The 25,369-nt window shown below is 73.4% G+C and carries 22 protein-coding genes and 2 pseudogenes; 11 read left to right on the forward strand and 13 right to left on the reverse strand.

What is annotated here, in order from left to right:
* Positions 1-102: 102 nt before the first annotated feature.
* Both ACIP5O_RS25875 and ACIP5O_RS25880 read right to left on the reverse strand, forming a co-directional pair.
* Entirely contained in the window at positions 103-708 is a 606-nt protein-coding gene (locus ACIP5O_RS25875; protein ID WP_401297117.1) for an NUDIX domain-containing protein, read from the reverse strand.
* Between the two features lie 307 nt (positions 709-1,015).
* Positions 1,016-3,517, reverse strand: a complete 2,502-nt coding sequence (locus tag ACIP5O_RS25880; RefSeq protein ID WP_401297118.1) for an RICIN domain-containing protein — start codon at positions 3,515-3,517, stop codon at positions 1,016-1,018.
* 372 nt (positions 3,518-3,889) lie between these two features.
* Here ACIP5O_RS25880 and ACIP5O_RS25885 point away from each other — a divergent pair, with 372 nt between their 5' ends.
* The 3 genes from ACIP5O_RS25885 to ACIP5O_RS25895 all read left to right on the forward strand — a co-directional run bounded on the left by ACIP5O_RS25885 (position 3,890) and on the right by ACIP5O_RS25895 (position 8,061).
* Positions 3,890-4,906: a LacI family DNA-binding transcriptional regulator gene (locus ACIP5O_RS25885; protein ID WP_401297120.1), complete on the forward strand. Its 1,017-nt coding sequence runs from the start codon at positions 3,890-3,892 to the stop codon at positions 4,904-4,906.
* A gap of 176 nt (positions 4,907-5,082) precedes the next feature.
* A complete protein-coding gene (locus ACIP5O_RS25890) occupies positions 5,083-7,563 on the forward strand; it encodes a polysaccharide lyase 8 family protein (protein WP_401297122.1) in 2,481 nt (826 codons plus the stop codon).
* Positions 7,564-7,659: 96 nt separating this feature from the next.
* Positions 7,660-8,061, forward strand: a complete 402-nt coding sequence (locus ACIP5O_RS25895) for a hypothetical protein (RefSeq protein ID WP_401297124.1) — start codon at positions 7,660-7,662, stop codon at positions 8,059-8,061.
* Between the two features lie 105 nt (positions 8,062-8,166).
* On the opposite strand, the gene ACIP5O_RS25900 is transcribed toward ACIP5O_RS25895, so the two are convergent.
* Positions 8,167-8,772, reverse strand: coding sequence for a GPP34 family phosphoprotein (locus tag ACIP5O_RS25900; protein ID WP_401297126.1), 606 nt, complete (start codon positions 8,770-8,772; stop codon positions 8,167-8,169).
* Positions 8,773-8,910: 138 nt separating this feature from the next.
* Positions 8,911-9,516 carry a hypothetical protein gene (locus ACIP5O_RS25905; protein WP_401297128.1) on the reverse strand — a complete coding sequence of 202 codons (606 nt, stop codon included), beginning with the start codon at positions 9,514-9,516 and terminating at the stop codon, positions 8,911-8,913.
* Between the two features lie 202 nt (positions 9,517-9,718).
* Here ACIP5O_RS25905 and ACIP5O_RS25910 point away from each other — a divergent pair.
* From ACIP5O_RS25910 to ACIP5O_RS25920, 3 genes and pseudogenes are all read left to right on the forward strand, one after another.
* Positions 9,719-9,967 (forward strand): annotated as a pseudogene (locus ACIP5O_RS25910) (PT domain-containing protein); the annotation flags it as partial.
* Positions 9,898-10,299: pseudogene (locus tag ACIP5O_RS25915) on the forward strand (PT domain-containing protein); the annotation flags it as partial. The pseudogenes ACIP5O_RS25910 and ACIP5O_RS25915, both read left to right, overlap by 70 nt.
* On the forward strand, positions 10,254-10,685 hold the full coding sequence (locus ACIP5O_RS25920; protein WP_401297130.1) for a GNAT family N-acetyltransferase: 432 nt from the start codon (positions 10,254-10,256) through the stop codon (positions 10,683-10,685). The pseudogene ACIP5O_RS25915 and the gene ACIP5O_RS25920, both read left to right, overlap by 46 nt.
* Before the next feature lie 79 nt (positions 10,686-10,764).
* Here ACIP5O_RS25920 and ACIP5O_RS25925 read toward each other — a convergent pair whose 3' ends face one another.
* A complete protein-coding gene (locus tag ACIP5O_RS25925; RefSeq protein ID WP_401297132.1) occupies positions 10,765-11,334 on the reverse strand; it encodes a hypothetical protein in 570 nt (189 codons plus the stop codon).
* A 230-nt stretch (positions 11,335-11,564) separates the two neighbouring features.
* On the opposite strand from ACIP5O_RS25925, the gene ACIP5O_RS25930 reads away from it, so the two are divergent.
* Both ACIP5O_RS25930 and ACIP5O_RS25935 read left to right on the forward strand, forming a co-directional pair.
* On the forward strand, positions 11,565-11,774 hold the full coding sequence (locus ACIP5O_RS25930; RefSeq protein ID WP_401297134.1) for a hypothetical protein: 210 nt from the start codon (positions 11,565-11,567) through the stop codon (positions 11,772-11,774).
* 10 nt (positions 11,775-11,784) lie between these two features.
* A complete protein-coding gene (locus ACIP5O_RS25935; protein ID WP_401297136.1) occupies positions 11,785-12,309 on the forward strand; it encodes an AAA family ATPase in 525 nt (174 codons plus the stop codon).
* Between the two features lie 85 nt (positions 12,310-12,394).
* Here ACIP5O_RS25935 and ACIP5O_RS25940 read toward each other — a convergent pair whose 3' ends face one another.
* On the reverse strand, positions 12,395-13,390 hold the full coding sequence (locus ACIP5O_RS25940; RefSeq protein ID WP_401297138.1) for an MASE1 domain-containing protein: 996 nt from the start codon (positions 13,388-13,390) through the stop codon (positions 12,395-12,397).
* 189 nt (positions 13,391-13,579) lie between these two features.
* Positions 13,580-14,422 (reverse strand): PP2C family protein-serine/threonine phosphatase, encoded by an 843-nt coding sequence (locus ACIP5O_RS25945; RefSeq protein ID WP_401297140.1) that lies wholly within the window; start codon positions 14,420-14,422, stop codon positions 13,580-13,582.
* 223 nt (positions 14,423-14,645) lie between these two features.
* Here ACIP5O_RS25945 and ACIP5O_RS25950 point away from each other — a divergent pair, with 223 nt between their 5' ends.
* Both ACIP5O_RS25950 and ACIP5O_RS25955 read left to right on the forward strand, forming a co-directional pair.
* Positions 14,646-14,993: a hypothetical protein gene (locus ACIP5O_RS25950; RefSeq protein WP_401297142.1), complete on the forward strand. Its 348-nt coding sequence runs from the start codon at positions 14,646-14,648 to the stop codon at positions 14,991-14,993.
* 423 nt (positions 14,994-15,416) lie between these two features.
* Positions 15,417-16,616, forward strand: coding sequence for a sugar efflux transporter (locus ACIP5O_RS25955; RefSeq protein WP_401297143.1), 1,200 nt, complete (start codon positions 15,417-15,419; stop codon positions 16,614-16,616).
* Between the two features lie 237 nt (positions 16,617-16,853).
* On the opposite strand, the gene ACIP5O_RS25960 is transcribed toward ACIP5O_RS25955, so the two are convergent.
* Together ACIP5O_RS25960 and ACIP5O_RS25965 are read right to left on the reverse strand one after the other, a co-directional pair.
* Positions 16,854-17,627, reverse strand: a complete 774-nt coding sequence (locus ACIP5O_RS25960; protein ID WP_401297145.1) for a PIG-L deacetylase family protein — start codon at positions 17,625-17,627, stop codon at positions 16,854-16,856.
* Positions 17,628-17,796: 169 nt separating this feature from the next.
* Positions 17,797-19,287: an NUDIX domain-containing protein gene (locus tag ACIP5O_RS25965; protein WP_401297147.1), complete on the reverse strand. Its 1,491-nt coding sequence runs from the start codon at positions 19,285-19,287 to the stop codon at positions 17,797-17,799.
* 427 nt (positions 19,288-19,714) lie between these two features.
* Here ACIP5O_RS25965 and ACIP5O_RS25970 point away from each other — a divergent pair, with 427 nt between their 5' ends.
* On the forward strand, positions 19,715-20,617 hold the full coding sequence (locus ACIP5O_RS25970; protein WP_401297149.1) for an aldo/keto reductase: 903 nt from the start codon (positions 19,715-19,717) through the stop codon (positions 20,615-20,617).
* A gap of 79 nt (positions 20,618-20,696) precedes the next feature.
* On the opposite strand, the gene ACIP5O_RS25975 is transcribed toward ACIP5O_RS25970, so the two are convergent.
* The 4 genes from ACIP5O_RS25975 to ACIP5O_RS25990 form a co-directional block, all read right to left on the reverse strand.
* A complete protein-coding gene (locus ACIP5O_RS25975) occupies positions 20,697-24,020 on the reverse strand; it encodes a hypothetical protein (RefSeq protein WP_401297151.1) in 3,324 nt (1,107 codons plus the stop codon).
* Complete coding sequence (locus ACIP5O_RS25980; RefSeq protein ID WP_401297153.1) at positions 24,021-24,218, reverse strand: hypothetical protein; 198 nt, start codon at positions 24,216-24,218, stop codon at positions 24,021-24,023.
* A 73-nt stretch (positions 24,219-24,291) separates the two neighbouring features.
* Positions 24,292-24,843: a Clp protease N-terminal domain-containing protein gene (locus tag ACIP5O_RS25985; protein ID WP_401297155.1), complete on the reverse strand. Its 552-nt coding sequence runs from the start codon at positions 24,841-24,843 to the stop codon at positions 24,292-24,294.
* The gene (locus tag ACIP5O_RS25990) at positions 24,843-25,052 is read right to left on the reverse strand and encodes a helix-turn-helix domain-containing protein (RefSeq protein WP_125660277.1); all 210 of its coding nucleotides are present in this window, start codon (positions 25,050-25,052) and stop codon (positions 24,843-24,845) included. Before ACIP5O_RS25990 ends, ACIP5O_RS25985 begins: the two co-directional genes overlap by 1 nt.
* Positions 25,053-25,369 lie beyond the last annotated feature (317 nt).

The raw sequence follows: 25,369 nt of genomic DNA on the forward strand, positions 1-25,369 counted from the left end.
GGTTCATCGCTCCTCAGTACGTACGGCATGCGGCAGCGGACGCGTGACGACTCTGACGGGGCGATCAGGGGTGTGTCAATAGGTGCTCGTTGAGAGGCAGTTCTAAGCAGGATCGCGCATGGAACGGCGAGTTTCGCGCATGCCGGTGCTCCGTGCGGGGTTCGGCGTCTCCGGGGTGCCGGGGCCGGCCGGCCGGGGGACGACGCGGAGCCGGTCCGCGGCCGGGTCGTGGCCGATCGGGTCGCCCGGCTCCTGGAAGTGCAGCGCGACCCCGGCGCCGGTCCGGTACGCGTCGAGGCCGGCGCGGCAGTAGGCGACCGTCGGTTCCGGCGGGGCGTCGAGCGGGAACCACCCCATGCCGTCGCACACCTCGGGCTCCATGACCTCCGGCGTTCCGGACCAGCGGCGGACCTCGAAGAAGAACCCGACCCGCGCGCGTCCGTCCGGGGAACGGTGGTGCACGGTGACCGCGGCGCGCACGTCGTCCGGGTCCACGACCAGGCCCGTCTCCTCCCGCGTCTCGCGGACGAGCGCGGTGACGACGTCCTCGGCGGGTCTGTCGACGTGACCTGAGGGGAAGTGCCAGTGCCCCGCTGCGTAGACGGCGCCGGCCCGCCTCGACAGCAGGACCTCCGGCCCCCTCTCCCCGTCGCGGACGGCGATCAGGTGCACGTCCACCGGCACCGTGTGCCGCCCGTCCCCGCTCAACGGACCCTCCTCGGTCGGTGGGAGAGGAGCCGGGCGGGAAGAACGACCGGGACGGTGGGCAAGGGCCACATGACGGCCTCCAGGAAGGGGGGTTCGGGGTGCCGCCGGGTTCAACGAGGACGCCCGCCCTTCCGGACGCGCGTTTTCCGGACGCATGTCTTTCGGACACACGTCTTTCGGACGTGACGCGGACCCCGCGAACGGACGGAAGTCCTTTCGTGTCGAGTGCGCCGAACCGGAGAGAGGACCGGCCGGGACCCCGTGTGCCGCACGGGGTCCCGGCCGGTCGCTCACGGTCGCGGTGGCGTCAGCCGACGGTCCACCGCTGGAGCGTGCCGCCGGTGTCGGCCTGCTGGGTGACGGCCGCGCCGTCGGCGGAGGAGGCGGTGGTCAGGACCAGTCCGCTCGCCGCGGAGGCGACGGTGTGGGTGCCGTCGGCCCGGCGGGTGAGGGACCAGCGCTGGTTGGCCCCGCCGGTGCAGGTCCACTGGATGATCCTCGCACCGGCACTGGTGGAGCCGCCCTCGACGTCGGCGCACAGACCGGATTCGGCGTTCTTGAGCTCGTAGGTCCCGTCGGACCGCCGGGTGAAGGTCCAGCGCTGGTTGGCGCCGCCGGTCGGCGTCCAGGTGATGAGCCGGGTGCCGGCGGTGGTGCCGTGGTCGGGGTTGTCGAGCGCCTTGCCCGCGGCGGTGAGGGTGTGGACCCCGTCGAAGGAGGCCGTGACCGCCCAGGTGAAGGTCGTCGAGCCGGACGCGGTGCCGGAGGACGCGGTCACGGTGACCGTCGACGTCCCCGCCGTGGTGGGGGTGCCGGTGATCAGACCGGCGGCGCTGATGCCCAGACCGGCGGGAAGGCCCGTGGCGCCGAAGGTCAGGGGCTTGCCCAGGGAGTCGACGGCCTCCAGCTGGAGGGAGACGGCCTCGTTCAGCACGGTCGACCGGTTGCCCGGGCTGCCGACCGTCACCGTCTCGGGGGCCTGGGCCGTCGGCGTCAGGGTCAGGGTCTGCTCGGCGGCCGTGCGGGTGCCGCCGACCGGGTTGCCGGTGGTGTTGGTCCAGCTGCGGGCCGGGGTGGTCTCGGCGAGGCGGCCGGAGTCGGCGGAGAGGCCGATCACGAGGCCGCTGTAACGGTTGACCAGCTTGTACGTGCCGGTGGCCGCGCCGTCGGCGGGCGAGGTGCCGCGGACGACGAACCACTGCTGACCGACGGTGGGCCCGCCGGACCCGGCCGCGGTGACCGTGGGCCTGGTGCCCCAGGCACGGGCGGCGGTGGAGGCACTGCTCACGCCGAGCAGCCCGCCCGTGGCGGAGTTGGCGATGCGGTAGGAGCCGTCGCCGTTGGAGGCGAAGGTCCAGGCGTCGAGGCCGGAGCCGGTGGCGGCGGCGAGCGAGGTGGTGGCCGAACCGCCGGAGACCTGGGCAAGGACGCGGCCGCCGCCGCCCGAGATGCGGTAGGCCTTGGAGGTGTCGACCGGCGCGGCGGGCCCGGTCGTGTTGATCGTCAGGTTGACGTACTCGCCACTGGACCCGCCGGAGCAGCCGAAGGAGCAGTACGAGCGGAAGTTCCTGCCGACGATCCCGGAGCCTGTCCTGTTGCCGCCGTCGAGGAACCAGCGGTACCAGGAGGCGTTCTTGTAGGCGCCGGTGTCGCCGAGCCGGAACCACTTCTGGGTGGTCAGATCGGCGGTGGCGTAGATCTCCTGGGAGGCGCCGCCGCTCTGGTCGACCGCCTGCGGCTGGCCGATGTACAGGCCGAGGTGGGCGTTGTAGGTGATGTCCATGACGAACAGCGGGGACGTCGGGGGCGTCAGGCCCGCGGCCACCTGCTGGCTCACGCTGCCGCTGTTGGCGGGGTCGTACTCCTTCGACGGCGGGACGTACCCCGTCGTGCTGCCGGAGCTGACCGGGACCATGGTGCTCTCGCGGCCTCCCGTGCCGGGCTGGGACCAGGCGCCGCCGTACCACTTCCGCCAGGAGGAGGGCGCCATCTTCCCCGAGATCGGGGCGCGGGCGACGTGCCCGTGGAACGCGGCCCAGCCGCCGCCCTTGTTCACGATCCGGGAGCCGTAGAAGACGTAGAAGTAGCCGGATCCGGTGTCGACGAACAGCCTCGGGTCACCGGTGCCGTAGTGGTAGGTCTGCTGCGGGAAGGCGGCGGTGTCACCGCGCTCGGTGCTGTACGGCGAGGTGATGACGTGGTCCTTGATGGTCCACGTGCGGCCCTGGTCCTTGGAGACGGCGTAGTCGATGCCGTCGTAGTGCACGCCGTCGCCGAAGGGCTGCGGGGTGAACTCGTTGTGCACGAGGCCGTACCAGTCGCCCGTGTCCGGATCGACCCACACGCCCGCCAGATCACAGTAGTTGCGGTGGGCGTAGGAGCCCGTCGAAGGGGCCCGGGTGGACTTCACGCCGGTCGGGCTGTTGTTGCAGCGCCACGTCGTGTCGTTGTTGCGGTCGTCGGGGTTGGCCGGGTCGGCCGCGTCGCTGAGGGCGCTCGACCGGGTGGCGGTGTCGAAGTCGGTGCCGGTGAAGAAGCTCCACTTCCGCGGGTCGTTCGCGCCGTAGAGGGCGTGGGCCTGCTGGAAGTAGAACGTGCCGTCCTTGTCGATGTACGCACCGGCGGGCGTGTCGTCGGGATGCGTCCAGGATCCCTTGGCGCCGACGGTGACGGTGTACGAGGCGTCGGCGGCGGAGGAGGCGCCGGCCGGTGCGGCGGCCGCCGCGGGCACCTTCAGCGTGCCGCCGCCCGCGAGGGCCAGTACGGCGGCGACGAGGGCTCCGGCGAGTCTGGTTCGAGGAGTGGTCACGAGTACTCCTTGATCGGGGGGAGCCGAGAGGGGGCGGCTCCTGGTGGGGGGCGTCCTTGCGGACGGTGGTCGTGTGCGGGGCGGTGCGGTGCGCCGTGGGGATGGGGGAGCGGCGACCGGGATTCCGCGGTCCGGGAGCTTCAGGAGTGCGGTGCGGTGGGGTGGGGTGCGTGGCGCGACGGACGCGCCGCACCGACGGCCCCGAGCCTCGGCCGCCGTCGGCTGGGTGGACCGTACGGCTCATTTGACCGGTAAAACAAGAGCCTTGGAGCGGAAGCGCCGCTTTTCCCGGAGCCGGTGGCGCGGGCGTTGACGGGCCCTCTTTCCCGCAGTACGTTGCAGCCGTTTGTGATCGGCGAGGACGAGGTGGCCATGGCGACGATGCAGGACGTGGCCGACCGCGCCGGCGTCACCAAGCAGACGGTCTCCAACGTCCTCTCCGGCCGTGTCGCCGTACGGCCCGCCACCGAGGCCCGGGTCCGCGAGGCCATCGCCGAACTCGGCTACGTCCCCAACTTGGTGGCCCGCTCGCTCGCCACCGGCAGCACGCGCACGGTGGGCCTCTTCGTCCCGACCGTGTCGACCGCCTTCTACGCGGAACTGGCCGAGGAGGCCGAGGACGTCCTCGACGAACACGGCTACCGCCTGCTCCTGTGCACCACCCGCCGGGACGGGGAGCGCGCCAGGAGGCACCTCGCCGGACTGACCAGCCGGTCCGTCGACGCCCTCCTCATCGCGGGCGACGAGGGGCTGACCGACCACCTGCCGCTGCTGTCCCGCGCCCGCTTCCCGGTCGTCCTGTGCGCCTGGGAGACCCGGGCCCCCGCACGCTTCCCCGTGGTCACCATCGACTACGAGCACGGCGGCCACCTCGCCGGACGGCACCTGCGCGCACTCGGCCACGAGAAGGTGGCCGTCCTCGCCAGCCCGGCCCACGGGATGCGCGTGAGCGGCTTCCGCCGCGCGTTCGCCGAGGACGGCCTGGACGTCCCCGACACCGCCGTGCACACGGCCGCGGAGCCGTCGTTCACGGGCGGGGTCGCGGCGGCCGAGGAGGCCCTGAGGGCCCATCCGGCGGCGACCGCGCTGTTCGCCACCCACGACGTGCTCGCCGTCGGAGCCCTCGAAGCCGCCCGGGCCCAGGGGCGCTCGATCCCGGACGACCTGTCGGTGGTGGCCCACGACGACACGCCGGAAGGCCTGCTCGCCCGCCCCACCCTCACCAGCGTCGCCCTGCCCAAGAGGGAGATGGCGCGCGAGGCCGTCACGCTGCTCCTCGACGCGGTCGGGGGCACGGGTGCCACCGGATCCGCCGGGCCCGCCGAGCCGCACCGGCGCCTCCTGCTCCCGCGGCTCATCGCCCGGGACAGCACGGCTCCGCTCGTCTGACGCCCCGCCGAAGACCGCCCACGGCCGGTGAGGGCCCGCCCCCCACGGAACGGAACTCCCGCCTCCCCCAGGGGTAGTAATCGCTTTCTATCCCGGGCATGCTGTCGGCCACAGGGCCGCCCCGGGCGCTCGCCCGGGCACCTTCCCCCGCGTCCATCCGAGAGGTCTGCCCCGCCATGCCCTCATCGCCCTCGTCATCCACCGACGGAGCCGCTTCCCCTGGACCCGCCTCCCCCGGACCCGTCTCCCCGCTCTCCCGTCGCGGTCTGCTCCGCGCCGCTCTCGGCACCGCCGCCCTCACCCTCCCGCTCGCCGCGCCGTCCCCCGCGCACGCCGCCGACGCCTACGACACCCTCCGTGCGACCTGGCGCGACCTGCTCCTCGGCACCGGCTTCGACGCGGGAGCCGAGCCCTTCGCCGCCAAGCTGGCCGCGCTCGGCGCCACCGCCCGCGACCTGCGCGCCGCCATGGCGCCGGCGCACGGCTCCCTCTGGCCGGACCTTCCCTACGCGGACCCCGAGCCGGACACGGACGCCGAGTCCTACACGTACTCCGGGAACCTCCAGAACAGCTACGCGCGGCTGCGCACCCTCGCCGAGGCGTACGCCCAGCCTGGCACCGGCCTCACCGGCGACACCGGGCTGCGCGACGAGATCCTCGCCGGCCTCGACCACCTCCACGACCAGGCGTACCACGCGGGCCAGGTCCGGTACGGCAACTGGTACAGCTGGCAGATCGGCGCTCCGCAGGCGCTGCTCGACATCGACGTCCTGCTGTACGACCACCTCGGCACCGCCCGCGTCGCCGAACACTGCGCCGCCGTCGACCACTTCGTCCCGGACGGCGCGGTCGCGCACTACACCGGCACCTCCACCGGCGCCAACCGCGTCGACCTCTGCCGGGTGCTCGCGCTGCGTGGCGTCCTCGGGAAGTCCCCGGCGAAGCTCGCCCTGGCCCGCGACGCGCTCTCGCCCGTCTTCCCGTACGTCACCTCCGGCGACGGCCTCTACGCCGACGGCAGCTTCGTCCAGCACACCTACGTCCCCTACGCCGGTTCGTACGGGGCCGTCATGCTCGGCGGCCTCTCCCACCTCTTCGCCCTGCTCAAGGGCTCCGCCTGGGAGGTCACCGACAGCGGCCGGCAGGTGGTGCTCGACTCGGTCGAGAAGGCGTACGCGCCCTTCCTCTTCAACGGCCTCGCCATGGACGCCGTCTCCGGCCGGGCGGTCAGCCGGGGAGTGCAGAAGACCGACACCCGGGCCGTCCGGCAGGACGACCACCTGCGCGGCCACGGGATCATCGCCTGCGTCGCCCTGCTCGCGCGGAGCGCCTCGGCGGCCGAGAAGACCCGCTGGGAGGGCATGGTCAAGGGCTGGATCGCCCGCGCCTCCTACAGCCCGCTCCTGACGAGCCCCGCCCTCGGCGTCGCCGCGCTCGCCCGGCTCAAGGAGACCGCCGACGGTCCGGCCGCGCCGAGCCCCGAGCCGACCGGGCACCGGCTCTTCCCCGGCATGGACCGGGCCGTGCACCGGCGGCCGGGCTGGGCGGCCTCGCTCTCCATGGCCTCGAAGCGGATCACGTACTACGAGAACGGCAACGGCGAGAACCTGCGCGCCTGGCACAGCGGTTCGGGCATGCTCTACTGGTGGGGCGACACCTTCGCCAACGGGCAGTACAGCGACGACTTCTGGCCCACCGTCGACCCCTACCGGCTGCCCGGCACCACCGCCTCCCGCAAACCGCTCGCCGACGGCGAGGGCGGCACCTGGGGCGCCGCGCGGCCCGACGTCCGCTGGGTCGGCGGGGCGACGGACGGCACGTACGCGGCGGTCGGACAGTATCTGAAGGGGCTCTCCTCCACGCTCCTCGCCAAGAAGTCCTGGTTCTTCCTCGACGACGCGGTCGTCTGCCTGGGCGCCGGGATCCACGGCCGGGACGGCACCGGAGTCGAGTCGATCGTGGAGAACCGCAACCTCGGCGAGAACGGCGTCCACGCCCTCACCGTCGACGGCGCCGCCCAGTCCACGGCGCCCGGCTGGAGCGCCACGCTCACCGGGGCCCGCTGGGCGCACCTCGCGGGGCACGCCGGCTACGTCTTCCCGGGCGGCGCGCCCTCCTCGCTCAAGGCCCTGCGCCAGGCGCGCACGGGCAGGTGGTCGGAGATCAACCTGGGCGCCGTGACCGACCCGGTCACGCGCCGGTACCTGACGCTCTGGTTCGACCACGGCACCGACCCGACCTGGGCGACGTACGCGTACGTCCTCATGCCGGGGGCGAGCCGGGAGCGGACCGCGGCCCGCGCGGCCGACCGGGGCTGGGTCACCGTCCTCGCCAACACCGACGACCAGCAGGGCGTGCGCGTCCCCTCCCTGGGCCTCACCGGCGTCAACCTCTGGCTCGCCGGCACGGTCGGCGAGGTCACGGCCGGCGCCCCCGCGTCGGTCCTGATCCGCGAGTCGGGCACCACGGCCACGCTCTGCGTCTCCGGCCCCCTCCGGGACGGCGCGGCGATCGACCTGACGTGGAACCGCCCCGTCTCCGCCGTCCTCTCCCGGGACCCGGCGGTCCAGGTCCTCGGCACGGGCGCCGCGCTCCGGCTCCGCGTCACCCCGGGAACCCTCGCGGCCACCCACAAGGCGGTCGTACGACTGGGTTGAGAAGTCGGCGCAACAGGACCGGCGGACTGTGTGATCATCGTACGTACGGCCCGGGAGCGCCGAGGGCACCGGGCCACGTCACTGGGGGAAACGGACATGGAACACGGCCAGGCCGGGGGAGTGCGCGCGGGAGAAGCGCACGCAACGGAAACGCGCGGGGAGCGTACGCGCGCCGAGCGGGCGACCGAAGGGCTGACCGTCGCCCTGGCGTCGGCCCTCTCGTTCGGCCTCCTCGCCGGCCCGGTGGCGGTCTTCGGCGTGACCGCCCGGCACCTGGTCACCGACACCGGAACCACCGCGTTCAGCCGGTTCGTGGTGCCGGTGGTCTTCCTCGCCCTCGTGGCGCTGCCGCTCGTCCTCGCCCGCGCGGTGTTCCGCTCGGGCCGGCGCAAGGGACGGGAGCGGCTGACGGCGGCGGCCCCGGCGGCGCTGACACTGCTCGCGGGATCCGTGGTGCCCTTCGCGGTCCTGTTCCTGTTCCTGGTGTACGCGGACTGACGCTCCGGCCGCGGCGGTCCGCCCGACGCCCGCCGAGGGAAACCTCTCGGCCCCGGTCCCGGTCCCGGTCCCGACCTCGACCTCGACCTCGGTCGAGGACTGGGCTCACGGTCCGCGCCAGAGGTTGGCGAAGGCCGCGTTCTCGATGGTCCGCCTCTGGCGTACGGCCTCCAGCTCCATCACCGCGTCGTGGACGGCGGCCACCACGGTCGTCACCGCCTCGTCGTCGAGCCCCGGCTGCTCGTCGGGCCGTTCGTCGCCGATTCCCACGGCCGAGGCGAGGACGGCCAGGACGGGGTCGCCCGCCTCCCAACGGTCGGCCGCCCGGCGGCGGGCGGGCGTGTCGACCGGCACCACGCGTTCCGAACCGAAGGGCGACCGGCCGCTCCGCTTCCGCGTCAGCTCCCCGTCCTCCTCCAGCGCGGCCCGGTACACGGACGAGAGGTCCCGGCCCCGGCGCCACAGCCAGTCCTCGATCCGCTCGTAGGGCGGCTGCCGGACGAGCCCCGTCACGGCCTCGCCCAGGAGCCGGTCGTCCGACACCGGCGGCCCGCCCGGCACGATGCGGTCGCCGTCCACGGCGACGGCCCCCGCGCCGATGAGATCGACCAGCTCGGCCCCCGCGAGCGCGAGCGACAGGTCGCCCTGCCCCACGGCACGCTCCGGTTCCGGCTCCACGGTGATGATGAACAGGTCCTTCGCCGTACTCATGAACGGCTCCCCTCGGAGGCATCGACAAGGCACGTCCCCACCGGCCGGACTCGCGGCCGGCTCGGCGGCGGAGCGCCCACCACGATCAGTATCGCCTTCACCCGGCCGACCGAAGCCCTGCCGCTCTCCGACGACTCCTCACGGCCGGAGCCCGACGTGTCCGAGCGCGACCGCGCTGAGGTCGGTGATGGCCCGCGGATCCCCCCGGCGCCAGGCATCGGCCCACCCGCCGGGCGGGACGGGCAGCCCGGCGAGTGCTCCCGGAGGACCGGTGAGGGCGCGCAGGGCGAGCAGGTCGGCGCCTCCGGGAGCCTCGGCGAGGCGGCGCAGGGTGCCGCTGCGCCGGATCCAGAGCAGACGCGGCGGGAGCCACAGCAGCAGGACGAAGAGCACCGGAAGGACGATGAGGGCCGCCGTGATCACGTCGGCGACCTGACCGACGGTCTCCTGGAACGACACGCCCGCGTCGGCGAAACCGGAGCTGGCGTCCGCCGCGGACCGGAGCGGCTTCTCCAGGACGTCACCGACGAACGGCACGTCCGACGCCGCGTCGCCCGCCTCCCCGAGCTCCTTGGCGAGGCTGTCGCCGGAACTCTCCACCTTGCGCCCCGGCTCGGCCAGCAGCATGATCGTCCCGCGGACGGCGAGGGCCGCCCACACCGCGACGGCGATCAGGGCCACGGCGATCAGGTCCACGAGCACCTGGCGGTTCCGGCGGGCGGGTGTCTGGGCGTAGAAGCGCAACGGAGGGCTCCCGTTCGGGTCAAGGCGTCGAGGAGGTCCGGCCGCCCCGACCGCGACCCGGCCGACCGGTCGTCGGAGTCAACTCTTCCACCGCTCCTCACGTGCAAACGTGCGAGACGCGGGATCCGGGCCGTCGCACCCGCCGCGAGCGGGCCGGCGAGGGCTCTGTCGGTGGTGCCGCGGATGACGGACCGCGTGACACGTGGTTCCCGAGCGACCCTGCGCCCTCTCGCCTCGCGGCCCTCTGCGGTACGCACGACCGGCGCGTACTCCCGGGACCGACCGCCCTCCCGGACCTCGTCCTCGAAGACGTGCGGCCGCGGAGCGCGGGCGGATCCTGACCTGCCGTGACCGACCGCCGACCGCCGACCGGCCGACCAACCGACCAACCGACCAACCGACCAACCGACCAACCGACCAACCGACCAACCGACCGGCCGACCAACCGACCAACCGACCATGCCAGGCTGGGCTCCTGCTGACCGCGATGGCGGGACTGCCCGGTGCGGGAAAGAGCTCGGTCGCCGAGGAACTGGGGCGCAGGCTGGTCACGGGAGATCGACGGCTTCCACGAACCGACGTGGGAGGCGGTGCGGCGGCGCCGGAATTCCTGACTGCGGCGGGCGGAGCGCCGCCGACCCGGACACGGCCGACGATCTTGACGTGACCCACGGGGGTGACGTCGGATGGGGCGAGAAGCCGGCATCGGGAAGCGGCACTGTCACAGGGAGCTCGACATGTTCGTCATGGAAGAGGACGTCTTCGACCCCGACGAGATGCTGAGCCTCTACGACTCGGTCGGCTGGGAGGGCTACACCGCCGACGTCGACAAGCTCTGCCGCGGCCTGCGGAACTCTCACCTCGTCATCACCGCGCGAGACGGTTCGGGAACGCTCCTCGGCCTGGCCCGGACCGTTTCCGACGACGAACACATCTGCTACGTCCAGGACGTCGTGGTCGACCCCGCGCACCACAGGCAGGGCGTCGGCCGGGCCCTGGTCGAACACCTCGTGCGACGCTACTCGCACTGCCGGTTCCTCCTCCTCTCCACGGACCACGAGTCGTCACCGGAAGGGAAGCGCAACCACGCGTTCTACCGGAGCCTCGGCTTCCTGTCCTACGAGGAGAAGCAGATGGCGGGCTTCGGACTGCCCAGGAACCGCGCCTGAACCGGTGAAGACCGTTTGCCGAGGGCTGAGCGGACGGAGGACTCAGGCACGTACGGAGGATCAGGCACGTACGGAGGGTTCAGGCGCGCACGGCGGTGATCAACACGCCGTTCTGCGCCTGGATCCGCAGGGCGGTGCCGTCCCAGCTGACCGGCAGCGGGAAGGGTGTGGTGTCCACCGGCGAGCCGGGATCGCTGGTGCCGGACGTCGCGTCCTCACCCCACTGCAGGGTGTGGGAGGCCTTGTGGCCGACCGTGCCCGGTACGCCGGCCCCCGCCCAGACGTTCTCCGACGACCTGCCGTCCACCCTGACGGTCAACCGGCCTCCCGTGAGCTCGAACGAACCGGTCTCGTCGTCGCCGTCGAGGCTCCATCTGCGCCCCTTGATCTCGATCCGCGCGTACTCGTCGTTCACCTCCCCCGGCGGGGTGAAGGAGAGGTTCCACGTGCCCTGCGCGAACGCCTCGACGGCCGCGCCCGTGACGGTGGCACTGGCGGGTCTGCCGTCCGAGGTCCGCCCGCCCCCGCCGTCGCCCTTCTTCCCGCCGCACGCCGCCAGGGCGAGAGAAAGCAGCCCGAGTCCCCCGTACTTGAGCGCGTCCCGTCTCCCGACGATCCGTCGTACCTGCCCGAAGCTGCCCAGCACCACGCCGCCCTTCCTCGACCTGCCGCCCGACCGCCGCTCCGTGCGGGGGAGTTCGAGTCTGACGTACGGTCAGATGGCGTCGCAGCGGATTCCGCACATTCGGGCACGGCGCCCCGGAGCCGGCGCACCATGCCGGAAAGGCGGGCTTCGGCGCGGAGTCGTCATCCGCACCGGTCCCACAGCCGGTGAGCAGCACGCCGAGGAACTCGACAGCCGCGATCATCTTCATGCGCATGACTGAAACAGCAGTGACACCGAGGACGGAGCGGACGCGGCTCAACGTGCGCGGACCGTTCTACGGAGCCGGGACCGACACCTGCGGTACTGGCCGCATCCATGGCCCCGGGCCCCTGCTCTACGAGGCCGACCGCTTCACCGCATACGTGTACCGGCAGCCCCGCACGCCGCGGCCCCCCGATCCTGACCCGCCGGACACCCCCTAGTGTCGGACCCATGATCGTATGGCTGAACGGCACCCACGGTGCGGGCAAGACGACGACCAGCGCGCTCGTACAGCAGTTGATCCCCGATTCACGCGTGTTCGACGCCGAGAAGGTCGGCGAGACGCTCATGGACATCACGCCGGGGCTGCCCGAGACGGACAACTTCCAGCACTGGCCGCCGTGGCGGCCCCTCGTGGTCGAGACCGCCCGTCGCGTACTCGACTACACCGGCGGAACCCTGGTGATCCCCATGACCGTCCTGGTCGAGCAGTACTGGCGCGAGATCAGCTCGGGCCTCGCCCGCCACGCCGTTCCGGTACGGCACTTCGTCCTCCACGCCGACCAGGACACCCTCCGCGGGCGCATCGCGAACGACACCCTCACCGGCCCCGACTCCCCGTTCCGCCTCGCGTACCTCGAGCCCTACGCCGAGGCCGCCCGCACGTGGCTGCACGACGAGGCCGAGGTCGTCGACACCACCCACCTCACGCCTGCTCAGGCCGCTCTGCGGATCACGGAGGCCCTCCAGGGCTGAGGGGTGGTCCCGAGAAGCGTGCTCGACAACGCGCCGACGCGGCGTCCCGCACCCCGCCCGTACAACCCGGGCACCCCCACCGGGATCACGGATCCCGGCGCCCGGTGGGGCTGGGCGGGCCCGGTGAGGGCTCGCCCGCCGCGAGGTGCTCCAGGACCTCCGCCAGTTCCTCGCAGGCGCGGCGCACCGACCGGCGGATCGCGTGCTGCTCGGTGATGACGGAGGCGAGGAGCAGGGCCGTCAGAGCGGCGGAGCCGTTGAACGCCTGGAGCTTGACCATGATCTCGACGTCCGACAGGTGGAGGAAGGCACCCTGCCCGGAAGTCGCCTCGGCGGTGGTGAGCACGGACGCGAAGAGCGCGCACAGCACGCTTCCGGCGAGCTGGAAGCGGAGTGCCGCCCAGACCAGCAGGGGGAAGACGAGGAAGAGCAGGCTCATCGGACTGAGCACGGCCAGCGGTACGAGGACGAGGGTCGCGAGCCCCAGGGCGACCGCCTCCTTCCAGCGCCGCACCCGGAACCGTCCGGCCGGGCCCGCGAGCACGAGCAGGAGCGGGGCGACGAGCAGCACCCCCATCGTGTCGCCCGCCCACCAGGCCAGCCAGACGGCCCAGAACTCGCGCTCGTCCAGGGAACCCGTGGCCACGTGCAGCCCGACCCCCGCCGTCGAGCTGATCAGCATGGCACCGAACCCGCCGAGGAAGACCAGGGAGAGCCCGTCCCGCAGCCGCGCCATGTCGAGCCGGAAGCCGACCTGTCTCAGCAGCAGGAAGGCGCAGAGCGGCGCGGCGGTGTTGCTCACGACGGTGACCGCCGTGGTGAGCCCCGGGGTGGTGAGGGAGGCGATGACGAGGAAGGAGCCGAGGGCGATCCCGGGCCAGACCCGCACGCCGAGCAGCAGCAGGGCGGCGACGGCGACACCGGTGGGTGGCCAGACGGGGGTGACCACCACGCCTTCGACGACGAGGCGGCCCAGCAGGCCGAGCCGTCCGGCCGCGTAGTAGCAAGCGGCCACGGCCAGCGAGAGCAGGGCCGCTTCCGTAGGGGGCCGGAACTGCCGAGTAACCAACACACCAGCCATCAGACACCGGCCGGACCGCCTCGACCGGGCAAGAACCCCCTGCGTGTCGGACGCCGCCGTACGGAACGGGTCCGATCCGCCCCGGAGCCCGGTCCGACCCGGCCGGATGCGGTCCGGTGCGCTCCTGGCGCCGTGCGTCGGGCGGTCACCCGTTCGGGGGCGGGCCGACCGGGGGCGAGGCCCCTCCCCTCAGGCCCTGGTCGTCGGCCACGCCGTACCGCCGTCGTGGCCGACGACCAGGACGGCGGCGTCGTCCTCGTGCCCCACCGTGCTCGCCAGCTTCATGACGGCGGTGGCGAGCGCGTCGACGTCCAGCCCGGCGACGGCGGTGATCCCGGCGAGCCGCATCACCTGGTCCAGGCCGTCGTCGAGGTGGAGCGAGGGCCCCTCCACCACCCCGTCGGTCAGCAGGACGAAGACACCACCGGTGGCGAGCCGGTGGCGCGTGACGGGATAGTCGACCCCGCGCAGCACGCCGAGCGGGGGCCCGCCCTCACCGTCGTCGATGCCGGAGCGGCCGTCGGCGGTGGCCCAGATGTGGGGGATGTGACCGGCCCGGGCGCACTCCAGGGTGCCGGCGGCGGGGTCGAGCCGCAGGAAGGTGCAGGTGGCGAAGAGATCGGCGCCCAGGGAGACCAGCAGGTCGTTGGTGCGGGCGAGCAGCTCTCCCGGGTCCCCGCTCACGGAGGCCAGTGCGCGCAGTCCCACGCGGACCTGCCCCATGAAGGCGGCGGCCTCGATGTTGTGCCCCTGCACGTCACCGATGGACATGCCGATGTGGCCGTCGGGCAGGACGAAGGCGTCGTACCAGTCGCCACCGACGTTGAGCCCGTGGTTGGCGGGCATGTAGCCGACGGCCAGCCGGACGCCCGGAAAGCTGGGGAGGTCCGGGGGCAGCATCCCGCGCTGCAGGGCCACGGCGAGCTCGACGCGGGAACGCTGCGTCTCGGCCAGCTCCCGCGCCCGGGCGGTCAGCGACCCGAGTCGGACCAGCAGCTCCTCGCTGCTGTCGGCCGGCCGTCTGCGGAACATCGATCACTCCGGCGTCGCGAGAGTCCCTCGCATCAGTTCGTCCCGTCTCCAGCGCGTAAGACCATATGAGACCACCTCGGTATGAACGGGCCTTCCCTACTCTGCCCGGAGGAGACGACGTCCGCATCTCATCGCTCCCGCGCCATGCGCCACCCGGCGGCTTGCGACGGGGTGGAACGGCGATGGCCAATGCGACGTCACCGGATGGCGGGGCGTCACGGCCGTGGCCGCAGGCTGGCGCCGCACGCTCGGGCTACTCGCGAACGGCCGCGTGCTGGCGGTCGGCCTGAGTTCGGAAGGACAGTGCGACGTGCGGTCCTGGCGCGAGATGGCCGTCCTCCCGTGCGGCGACTGGCACTCGGTCGGCGTCCGGTCGAACGGTTCCGCACTGGCCACGGAGAGCAACCGGCGACGACAGTGTGCCGTCGAAGGATGGCGCGACCTGGTCGCCGTGTCGGCCGGGTATCTCCACACCGTCGGGGTCACCGCGTCCGGACGGGTGCTCGCAACAGGGGACAACAGCCTGGAGCAGTGTGAAGTCGACCTCTGGTCCGGAGTCCGGCCTTCCTAGGATTTCGAACCGCACCAACGTGAATTGACGCGCCATCACTTCCGAGCCTCGCAAACCTCTTCCCGATTCCGGCACCCAGCCGATTCCGGCCCGTTGCGCGTACAGTTCGGATCGGACGAGTTCGAGAGAGGGCCGGTCCAGTTGTGGCCGCGGCCGACGGCTACCAGTTCGACACCGTGACGAAGCGGCGGGAGGACGGCGAGTCGGGGTGGTCGTCCGCGGAGACCGGGCCGGTGACCCTCCGATGCTCGCATCCGTCGGTACGGGGGTGGTGATCGGAGCTCCGGTCGAGCCCCGTCCGAGCGATGAGGGAGTCCGATGAAGCCCGCGCGCTTCCGCCGGCCGAGCCGGCCCGTGGGTTCAGAAAGCACCGTCCCCTCCTCCGCCCCGAGTCGGCCCGGTCGAACGACGGCTTCGCTGGGCATGGCCGCAGGCTGCTACGCCCTCGCCATGTCGCTGTTCGGCACCACGCTCAGCCTGTTCCTCGCGGACGCCGTGGGCGCCGGTCCGGGGCTCATCGGTCTGTACTTCACCGGATGCGCCGTGATCGGCGTCGGCATCAACCTCGCGACGGGCCGACTGTCCGACCGGCTGCCCGACCGGAGGATCGCGCTCGCCGCGACCGCCCTCGCAGGGGTCGCGGGCGCGCTGGTCTTCACCGGCGCCCGGAACTACGCGCTGGTGTTCGTCACCGGAGCCGTACTCCTCGGCCTCAACGAGGCGTACATCTCCCAGCTCTTCGCGTACGTCAAGGAGTTCGCCGACTCCACGGGTCGCGAGGTCACCCGGTTCAGTTCCTCGGTGCGGTCGGTCTTCTCCGCCGGGTGGGTGGTCGGTCCGCCGGTGGGCCTCTTCCTGTGGACACACGCCGGTTTCGGGCGCGTGTACGCGGGCGCGGCGGTTCTGCTGCTCGTGACCGCCGTGCTCGGCCGGTGGTTCCTGCCCGCTCTGCCCCCTGTGCCCAGGCAGCCTCGGTCGGAGCCCGGACATGGGACCGAGGAGCGTCGGAGCAGGTCCGGCATGCGTCAGATCCTCGCCGCCGTCCCCCGCCGCAGCCGCCTGCTGCTCGGCTCGGTCACGGCGGTCAACGTGGCGAACCAGATGTACCTCATCGCCATCGCCCTGTACGTGACCAAGGACCTGCACCTGTCGGCGTCCTTGGTCGGGGTGATGGCCGGGGTCTGCGCGGCGCTGGAGATCCCCCTGATGATCGTGGTGGGCCGCGCGGCCGACCGCGTCGGGAAGGTGTGGGTCGTGGCGGTCGCCGTGCTCCTCGCGGCCCTCTTCTTCTGTCTGCTCCCGATGGCCGGAACGGCGCCGGTGCTGATCGTCCTCCAACTCCCCAACGCCCTGTGGATCGCGGTGATCGCGAGCATTCCGATGGTGCTGGTGCAGCAGGAGGTCCCCGGCGGCGCCGGCACCGTGTCCGCGCTCTACTCGTCCACTTTCCCGGTGGCCCAGCTGATGGCCGGCGCGCTCACCGGCGTGGTCGCCGCGCGGGCGGGCTACCGCAGCGTCTTCTGGATCTGCGCCGGCCTGTGCGCGCTCGCCGCCGTCCTGATCCTCCTCCGGATGGCTCCCTCCCGCGCCTCGGCCGAAGCTCCCCGAACAGAACGGTCGTAGAGGGGAAAGGACCGGCGTGACGATTCGCTTTCCGACAGTGCGAGCCGACGGACCCCGACGCCCCACGGATCGCGACCCCTCTGGCGAAGAACTCGACCGGGACCCGGCCGGGCCCGGGGCTCCCTGTGACCGGGGCGGGTCGAAGGACCGACGTGTGTGGCTCATGGATCTCCTTGGCGTCGGACGGCTCGGCGACGCGCCGACGTACGGCCCGGGACGCCGAGACGCGCGGGCCTGTCAGGCGGTCAGCCGGTGCGGGTCGCCCGGCACGGGGCCCGGGGTGAGCCGAGTGAAGGATTCGGTGCGGATGATCTCGTCCCGTTCGTCTTCCGGCAGGCGGGCGAGGAGACCGGGCAGGGGCCGCTCACGCGCGACCTCGCCGCGGTGGGCGAGGATCGCCGCCCACTTCACCTCGGCCCACGGACTGACGTCGACGACGGTGCTCACGTACGTGTCCGGCACGGCCAGAACGGTCTTCCCGACACCCGTCAACAGCGCTCCCAGCCTGCCCACCCCGGATTTCGAGTGCGTGGCCGCGTACAGGGCCGTCGGCTGCCAGGGGTCGCCGGCCTCGGGGTACAGATGGGCCAGACCGGCGGCTTCGACGGCGAGCAGGGTGATCTGGTGGGTACGCCGGTGGTCCGGGTGGCCGGTCAGCTGCCCCAGCGCGTCGTGTCCGACGACGACCTCGGGCCGGAAGGCGCGGATGTGCGCGACGAGACGGCCGACGGCCTCGTCGAGGGGCGCGTCGACGAGCCGGGGCTCGCCGGGAGCCGACTCCGGGTCGCGGGCGTCGCCGTAGCCGAGCAGGCGCGGGGGAGCGGCACCCAGGACGGCGAGGGCGTCGGTGAGTTCGGGCGCACGGCGGCTGTCCGGCGCCCAGGTGGCGGTGACGACGGACGTACGGGCGCCGGCGGCGTGGTGCTGGGCGAGCACGCCGCCGGCCAGGAGGCTCTCGTCGTCGGGATGCGCGAACACTCCCAGCAGGGAGGGCAGGAGCGAGGGTTTCACGGTGGGGGGGGGTCTCCTCTGAATGACGAGGGCAAGGGGACCGGCGAGCGCCGGAAGTCGCGGGCGAGCCCGGGCGGCCGAGGCCGCCCACGCCGGTGCCGGCGCCTCCTCCAGGACGCGGCGGGCCACCGTGTCGTGACGTAGGCGGCGGCGACCGCCGCGAAGTCGTTCACCCGGGCCACCCCAGCTCGCTGTAGGAGCGGCCGGCCCGGACGCCCTCGATCGCGAGACGGGTGTAGGGCACGATCGGCTCCGGCAGGTCCTTGGCGGAGAACCAGTCCCAGCCGAGGCACCGGTCGGGTTCGCGCACCTCGGGGACGCCCTCCCAGTGGCGGGGCCGGAAGAAGAGCTGCATCCTCGGCCGGGCTCCCGGCCGGTCCACCGTGTGCACGGTGTGGACGAGTTCGAGGTCGGCCGGATCGATGACCAGTCCGGCCTCCTCGTAGGCCTCGCGCGCAAGACCGGCGGTCGCCGCCTCCGCCTCCAGGTGTCCGGCGAGGGCGTGCCACGTCCTCCCCGCGTACGCCGAGTCCGGGTGCCGCAGCCCCAGCAGGACCTTGCCGTCGCGCTCCAGGTGGAGGTGGACGCCGACGACGTGCGGTACGGTCCCGGACGGAATGCTCGCGGCAGCGGGTCCCGCTGTACGTTCGCCGGCTCCGACTCCGACTCCGACTCCGGCGGCGGGCGTGGGATGCGCGGCGGCGTGCCGCTCGATGAGCTCACGGGTGGTGGGCAGCATGGTCAGACGGGGCAGCTGATCGGGTCGGATCCACGCGAGCAGTTGCCCTTCCGTCAGCGTGAGCGTGGAAGGATCGCCGTTCCACCGGCCGGTGAAGAGCTGGATCGGCACGCGGGTCCCGTCGGTACCGATGACGTGCTCGACCCTGTACGGCTCCAAGTCGTCCGGTTCCAGGCCGGCCTCCTCGCGCAGTTCGCGGACGATCGTGTCGCGGAGGGTGGTGTCGCCGGGCTCCCGGCCGCCGCCGAGCACGTCCCAGCAGCCCGGCGCCCAGATCTCCGGCTTGTTCGCGTCCCGAAGGTGCAGCAGGTACCGGCCGTGGCCGTCGTGGATGACCGCCGAGGCGTTCACCGGGGTGACCGCGCCGTCCAATGCGGCCGCGCGGAGCTTCGCGCGCAGGGTCTGCGGCCCGACCTCGTCCTGCGGCAGCCAGGCGAACCCGGTGACCTCCTCCTGCCGAAGAGTCAGGGCGGGGCTGCCCGCCAGACGGAAGACGAAGCGGAAGTCGTAGTGCTCGTGCGCGGGTTCGCCCTTCACCGGGTCCGCGTCGATGGTGTGGACGTCGATGTCGATCGGTGCGCGTCCGAACTCCGGTACCAGGACGAGGTCCGAGGGCGGGATCCCGGTCTCCTCCTCGACCTCTCGCAGCGCGGCGCCCAGCAGCGTGTCGTCACCGGCTTCGACGTGGCCCCCGGGCGGAAGCAGCAGGCGGGTCGCCCGGTGGCGGATGTGCAGGACACGGCCGTCGGCGTCGAGGACGACTCCGCTGCACGTGACGTGGCCGGGCAGAGTGGAGCGGTCGGTGGCGTCGGTGGTGGCGTCGAGGGCTGCCGACAACCCGGCGAGGGCGTCGCGTTCGCCGGGGTGGTGGCCGAGGTAGTCGGAGAGGAGGCCGCGGATCCGGGCGTGGGACGGGGGCACGGGGCCCGGCTCTCGGGCGAGCCGGTCGTGGGTGCCTTCCTGGACGACGCGAGGGACTGCTTCCGCCGGCGGGTCCGTGTCGGTCGGTTCGGGTGTACGGGCCGAGGTCAACGTGGTTCCCCTTGGTGGTCGTCACGGCTGTGTCGTGAGGCCTAACGACCCCTGTCGGAAGTCGAACGCTTGTGTTTCGGCCGAACTCCGGGCCTTGCGACGCCAGGCCTGTGCGAACGTGTGAACCGCATCCACCGGTGCGTCACAAGGAGCGGAGTCGGTAAGGAGTTGGCCGAAACGCCGAGCCCTCCGAGGCGCGGGGCCGACTCGCCCGATGAGGCCGGCACAGTAATCCGGACGGAAGCCCTTCACGGCATCGTGTTCGAGACCGCGCGAGGCAGGCCCGGGCACCACCGGGCCGACGAGGGGGAGACCGATGACTTCAGGCGCGACGAACACGCCGGATACACCGGACACGGCGAGCGCGACGAGCACGTTCTCCGTCGGGGGCGAATACCGGGTGGGTCGGCTCGGATTCGGCGCCATGCGCCTGCCGACCGAGCCCGGTCCCGGACGGGAAGCCGCCCTCGCGGTCGCCAGGCGCGCCGTCGAACGGGGGGTCACCCTGATCGACACCGCCCACCTGTACGGATGGGGCGCCAACGAGGAACTCCTGGCCGAGGCCCTCCACCCGTACCCGGAAGGGCTGCTGATCACCACCAAGGTCGGGGTCGTCCGGTCCGGGCCGGAAGGATGGGCGTACGACGCACGGCCGGAGAGCCTGCGCGCGCAGGTCGAGCGGGGCCTGCGCCGACTCCGGACCGAACGCGTCGGCCTCCTGCAACTGCACCGGATCGATCCGAAGATTCCGGTCGCCGAACAGGTCGGTGCCCTCGGCGAACTCCGACGGGAAGGGAAGATCGGGCACATCGGGCTGTCCGAGGTCACCGCCGCGCAGCTCGCCGAGGCCCGGCAGAGCACCGCGATCGCGAGCGTGCAGAACCGCTACAACCTCTTCGACCGAGAACACGAGTCGGTTCTGGAGGCGTGCGAGGCCGCCGGCATCGCCTTCCTTCCCTGGCGACCCGTCGCCGCGGCAGCCGAAGCCGACCGGTCCTCCGCCCTCGCCACCGTCGCCGCCGAACTCGGTGTCACCGAGCCCCAGGTCCTGCTCGCCTGGCTGCTCGCCCGTTCCCCGGTCGTCCTGCCGATCCCCGGAACCGCCTCGCTCGCCCATCTGGAGGAGAACCTCGCCGCGGCGGACCTCCGGCTCACCGGCTCCCAGCGCCGGCTCCTCGACCGCACGGCCGCGCCAGGCCAACAGGACGATCAGCGTTGACCGGTGTCCGCGGGCGGCTTCGCCGACGGCCCCCCCCCGGCGAAGCCGCCGCGTACCGCCGGCTCCCCTCCGACCCGGATCACCGGCCGACGAGCAGCGCCTCCACCGTCGAGACCGGATCCCAGTCCGCGTCGAGGCCGATCAGCCGCTCGACGACCCGGCGCCAGGCCGCCGCGTCCGTGCCGAGCCCGGACCGTACGAGGTCCGCGAGAAGGGCGCTGGCCTCGGCGGCCCCGGGCGGGGCGTCCGTACGGCGGGCGGCGGCGCCCAGGTAGGCGAGCAGCCGCGCGGCCGGGGCCGCGAGCCGCACCAGGTCCGCACCGGTGAGGAGCCCCGCCGCGAGCAGCCCGTCCACCTGGGTGGACGGTGCACAGTGGAACAGACCGCCGAGACCGTACCGGGCCCGCTCCCGGGTGAGCCGCGCACCGCCGGGCAGGCCGTCGGGGCCCGGCTCGGGCAGCAGCGCCGCATGCCGCAGCCGTACGTCCTCGGGGACGCCGTCCATGCCGACGACGTCCTGCCAGTACGGGATCGGCTCCCGGGCGTGGACGGCTTCGAGGGCGACCCAGTCCACGGACTCGCCCGGCGGGAGGGACTCGACGAGATCACGCGCATGCGGGGCGTGCCGGGCGCGCCGCAGCTTCCGGACGAGCTTCTCCGGCGCCAGTTCGCGGTCGAGACGGGCGCGGAGGACGGCGGCGGGATCGGCGGACGTCAGGGCCTTCGCGCACACGGTGGCGGCGGAGCGACCCAGCACGTCCCGCCCCGCTAGCCGCGCCAGCCGGTCGGCACCGCCGTGCTCGAACAGCCTCAGACAGCCGAGCAGTTGGTGCCCGAGGGGAAACCGCGAGCCCTCCCGTTCGAGCAACTCCTCCACGAGGTCCGGTTCGGCCGAGCACAGCCACGTCGCACCGCCGGCCGGCCACGCGGAGCCCCCGGCGCGCCAGTCGGCCAGCACCCGGGCGCCCAGGGACGGCCGTCCGGCGCCGGGCCGCGACCGGGCGACGATCCGGTGGACGACGGACCGGGGAAGCCAGTGCCGCAGCAGGGCGAGGTCGACCTCGGGGTCGTCGAGGTCGACGAGGCGCCCCACCGCGCCGCTCCGCTTCATCCAGCGGGACTGGGCCGCGAGGACGCGCAGCGCGTCGCGGTCGCGGCCCGCGAGCAGCCGGTCGAGGACCGCGAGCGGCGTGCGGTCGTGGCGCAGCAGGTACGCGGCGAGCAGCCAGGGCCCGTCGGGGCCGAGCCGGGGCAGTACGGCCTCGACCGCCTCGGCGTCGGCGAGGCAGAGCAGGGTGCCCTCCGGCCAGCCCCACAGATGGTCGCCGCGCTCCAGCAGTCCGATCGCCTCGTCGGGGGTGCCCGGTCTCGCCCTGCCGAGGGACGTTTCCGTGCTCGCCGCCGGAACGGCCCCGGACCGTACGCGCTCCAGGAGCTGTTCCCAGGTCGACCCCTCCGAGGCGGCTTCGGACGCCGCCACGGTCGCGGCCAGGCGGAGCCAGGCGTCGGGGTCGGCGCCGAGTTCGGTACGCAGCCGACGGGCGAGCGCGGCCCGCCACGCGTCGGCGAACGCGAGCCGCCCCCAGTCGTGGGGCAGCAGGAGCAGGCGCCGCGCGGGCAGCAGGGCGAGCAGCTCCTCGGCGGGCAACACACCCTGTGCGTAAGCGTTTTCGATGTGCTGGGCGCCGGAACCGTACGTCTCGGGGAGCCGCGCGCACACCTGCGCGAGGCTGGGCGCCTCATACGCGAAGCCGTCCTCGGACGCGGGGACGCCGTGGGCGGCGCAGGCGACGGCGAACCAGTGCGGGGTGGCGAGGCCGGGCGCGGTCGCCGGCTCGTACACGGCCAGCGCGCGCAGTACCTCGGGATCGTCCGGCCGGGGCGCACCGTCCGGAGCGAGGGAGTACAGCAGGTCGAGCGCGGCCAGAGCGTGCACGCGTTCATGTCGGTGGAGGGCGCGCCGGGGCGCGGCTTCCGAGACCGGCTGCACGGGCTCGACGTCGGCCGCGATCGACGGCTCGCCCCGGACGGGCGACCCGGCCCCGGTCGACGGTTCGGCCTCGGCGGCGGCCCCGGCCGGGGCCTTCCCCCCGTACTCGGGCAGCAGGTCGTCGAACGCCGCCCAGGCCTCCTCCCGTTCCCCCAGATGGGCCGCCGTCGACGCGTGCAGCGCGGCGACCGCCGCCGTGCCCAGCAGGTCCCGATCGGCGAGACGGGCGAGCGCGGCCAGGGCGTGGGCGGCGGGGCGCGCGGTGCCGACCAGCTCGACCGGATCGAGGAGCCCGGCCGCCGCCATGCCCTCCGCCCAGACGGCGGCGCTGTCGTCGAGCTCCTCCTCCGCGAGGCGACGCGCGGGTGGGGCGGTGTTCCCCGCGCGACGGCCCCCGGCCCGCCACGGCTCGTTGAGGGCGCTCAGCCGGAACGCGTGGCGCTGCGCGTCGCTCGCCGTCTCGTGGCGGGCCAGCTCCTCGCAGGCCTTGGGCATGAACGGGGTCGCGGCATGGGCCGCGGCGAGGGCGTCGAGATCATGGGCGTACGGCTCCGACAGCAGGTCGCGCAGGGTGCTGGTGCCCCGGGCGGTGGCGAGCAGCGCGGGCAGCCGGGAGGGGTCCTCGTACGGCTCGCCCTGCGCGCGCAGTCGGAGCGACCCGTCGCCGTCCGGGGCGGCCAGGGCCTCGGTGACCGTGTCCACGACGGCCCGGCTCAACCAGGCGGCCGCGGCGGGATCGTCGAGCAGGGCGCGGACGGCGTCCGGGCCGCTCCGCTCCCAGATTTTCGACAGGGCGTACTGCTGGGCGACCTGGCGCACGCCCCACCGGAGCGCCGGCAGGACGAGCCGCGGGTCGCCCGAGCCGAGCAGCGGAGCGACCCAGGTGCGCGGGACCCGGCCGTGCGGCGCCGTCAGCTCGGCGCGCAGCGCGTCGTCGAGCGGAACGGCGTCGAACCGCTCCACGACGGTGCGGCGCAGGGACTGGGTGGCGCGCGGATTGCGATAGGCGGCCGCCGAGACCCGGGGGTCGCCGACCGCGACCAACCGCGCGAGGACCCGGCTGTCGAGCCGGGGATGACGGGCCAGGGCCGCCCGGGTGCGGGTGTCGCCGTGGTCGACGACGGCGGCGACGAGAGCGGGCGCCGGAGGGCTCCCGCCGGCGAGCAGCTCCGTCGTCACCCGCTCGGGGAGGGCGGCGAACGCGGCTGCGGCGTGCCGCGGATCCGCGTGCGTGAGGAGCAGGCCGAGCGTGCGGTGGACACTGCGGGGCGCGGGCGGACGGAGCGTGTCGCCGGCCACCGGCGGGACCGGCGGCGTGGCGAGCAGCTCGGGCAGACCGCCGCGGTACCCGACCAGCGCGTCGTGCAGCCCGCACCAGCGGGCCGCATCCGCCCCGAGGTGACGCCCCGTCAATTACCTGAGACGGGCAGCCGTCTCTTCATCGACCCCGCCCGCAGCGGCGACCTCGGCCGCCACCGAGCGCGCGGGCCGCGCCCGCTCCACCGCCCGCAGCGCGGCACCACTCGGCGGGCCCGTTCTTTCCGGATTCCGACCGGCCCCGACCAGCTCGCGCAGCAGTTCCCCTGCCGCCCCCGCCCGCGTCTTCGTCATGATCACCATGCTAGGCAGGGGCACTGACAATCCCGACCGGCACTGTCACTGTCACCGGCGCCTGCTCTGTCCCTCAGCTCTGCGCCCGGCCGAGCGCGTGCTCCACCGCCGTGTAGGTGACCCCGTGGTCCGCCAGGGTCTCGGACACGACTCCGGGGCGGGCCGTCAGGGCCAGGAGCAGGTGCTCGTCGCCGATCGCCTTCTCGCGCCGGCCCAGGCAGACGCGCAGCGACTGCTCGAGGACCTTTTTGCTCTCCCGGGTGAAGGGCCGCCGCTTCGCGCCCCGGCCCCGGGCGTCGGGCCCGGCGGCGAGTGCGCCCGTGCCGTGCGTCTCCTCGACCCGCGCGACGATCCGCGTCACGTCGATGCCGAGGTCCGCCAGCGCGTCCACCTCGACCGCCGAGAGTCCGCCCCGGCGGCGGGCCGCCGCGAGCGCGGCCTCCAGCGACGCGCGCCGCTCCGTCGTCCCCAGGGCCCGCAGGACGAAGGCCGCTCTGGTGTCCTCCGCGTCGAGCAGCGCCAGCAGGAGGTGCTCCTCCGTGACCGCGGACGCGCCTTCGCGCTCGGCCACCGCCACCGCCCCGGTCACCGCCGCCCGGGCACCCTTGGTGAACCTCTCGAACATCAATGCCTCCCGTGCTTCTTGTGGACGGCCTGACGGCTGACGCCCAGTTCGGCCGCGATCTCCTGCCACGACCAGCCTTGGGCACGCGCGCTGCGCACCTGAACGGCTTCCAACTGTTCGAGGAGACGCCGCAGCGCGGAGACGGCACGCAGTCCAACCCGTGGATCGCGGTCACCCGCCCGCTCGGCGAGATCGGTCGCATCACTCATGACGTCAACTTACGTTGACAAGGCGGGTGTGTCAACCAAGGTTGACGTAGCGGGGGTGAGGCGTGCTCCTTGCGGTCGCCGCCCGAATTTTTCGGAACAGGGCGCGCATGGGTGGGGGGATCGGGGGCAAGCGCGCGGTGAGCGCATGGGACCGCTCCAACTGTTCAGGGGCCCGCCGGTCTTTCCCCCACCGGCGGGCCCTTGGCGCTCAGTGCCACCGGCGTGCGGCGAGGGCGACGCCGAGCAACGGAGCGGGAGCCTGGGCCAACGCGGCGGTCTTGTGGCGCGCCGGGCCCCGTCGAGGGCGTGAAATGCCC

It is taken from the genome of Streptomyces sp. NPDC088915, assembly GCF_044749825.1.
Taxonomy (GTDB): domain Bacteria; phylum Actinomycetota; class Actinomycetes; order Streptomycetales; family Streptomycetaceae; genus Streptomyces.

Bases quoted from the DNA above. Each gene is read 5' to 3' on its own strand.
- ACIP5O_RS25885 (WP_401297120.1), top strand. From the start codon at position 3,890: ATGGCGACGATGCAGGACGTGGCCGACCGCGCCGGCGTCACCAAGCAG.
- ACIP5O_RS25890 (WP_401297122.1), top strand. From the start codon at position 5,083: ATGCCCTCATCGCCCTCGTCATCCACCGACGGAGCCGCTTCCCCTGGA.
- ACIP5O_RS25895 (WP_401297124.1), top strand. From the start codon at position 7,660: ATGGAACACGGCCAGGCCGGGGGAGTGCGCGCGGGAGAAGCGCACGCA.
- ACIP5O_RS25900 (WP_401297126.1), bottom strand. From the start codon at position 8,772: ATGAGTACGGCGAAGGACCTGTTCATCATCACCGTGGAGCCGGAACCG.
- ACIP5O_RS25920 (WP_401297130.1), top strand. From the start codon at position 10,254: ATGTTCGTCATGGAAGAGGACGTCTTCGACCCCGACGAGATGCTGAGC.
- ACIP5O_RS25930 (WP_401297134.1), top strand. From the start codon at position 11,565: ATGACTGAAACAGCAGTGACACCGAGGACGGAGCGGACGCGGCTCAAC.
- ACIP5O_RS25935 (WP_401297136.1), top strand. From the start codon at position 11,785: ATGATCGTATGGCTGAACGGCACCCACGGTGCGGGCAAGACGACGACC.
- ACIP5O_RS25940 (WP_401297138.1), bottom strand. From the start codon at position 13,390: ATGGCTGGTGTGTTGGTTACTCGGCAGTTCCGGCCCCCTACGGAAGCG.
- ACIP5O_RS25945 (WP_401297140.1), bottom strand. From the start codon at position 14,422: ATGTTCCGCAGACGGCCGGCCGACAGCAGCGAGGAGCTGCTGGTCCGA.
- ACIP5O_RS25955 (WP_401297143.1), top strand. From the start codon at position 15,417: ATGGCCGCAGGCTGCTACGCCCTCGCCATGTCGCTGTTCGGCACCACG.
- ACIP5O_RS25970 (WP_401297149.1), top strand. From the start codon at position 19,715: ATGACTTCAGGCGCGACGAACACGCCGGATACACCGGACACGGCGAGC.
- ACIP5O_RS25980 (WP_401297153.1), bottom strand. From the start codon at position 24,218: ATGACGAAGACGCGGGCGGGGGCGGCAGGGGAACTGCTGCGCGAGCTG.
- ACIP5O_RS25985 (WP_401297155.1), bottom strand. From the start codon at position 24,843: ATGTTCGAGAGGTTCACCAAGGGTGCCCGGGCGGCGGTGACCGGGGCG.
- ACIP5O_RS25990 (WP_125660277.1), bottom strand. From the start codon at position 25,052: ATGAGTGATGCGACCGATCTCGCCGAGCGGGCGGGTGACCGCGATCCA.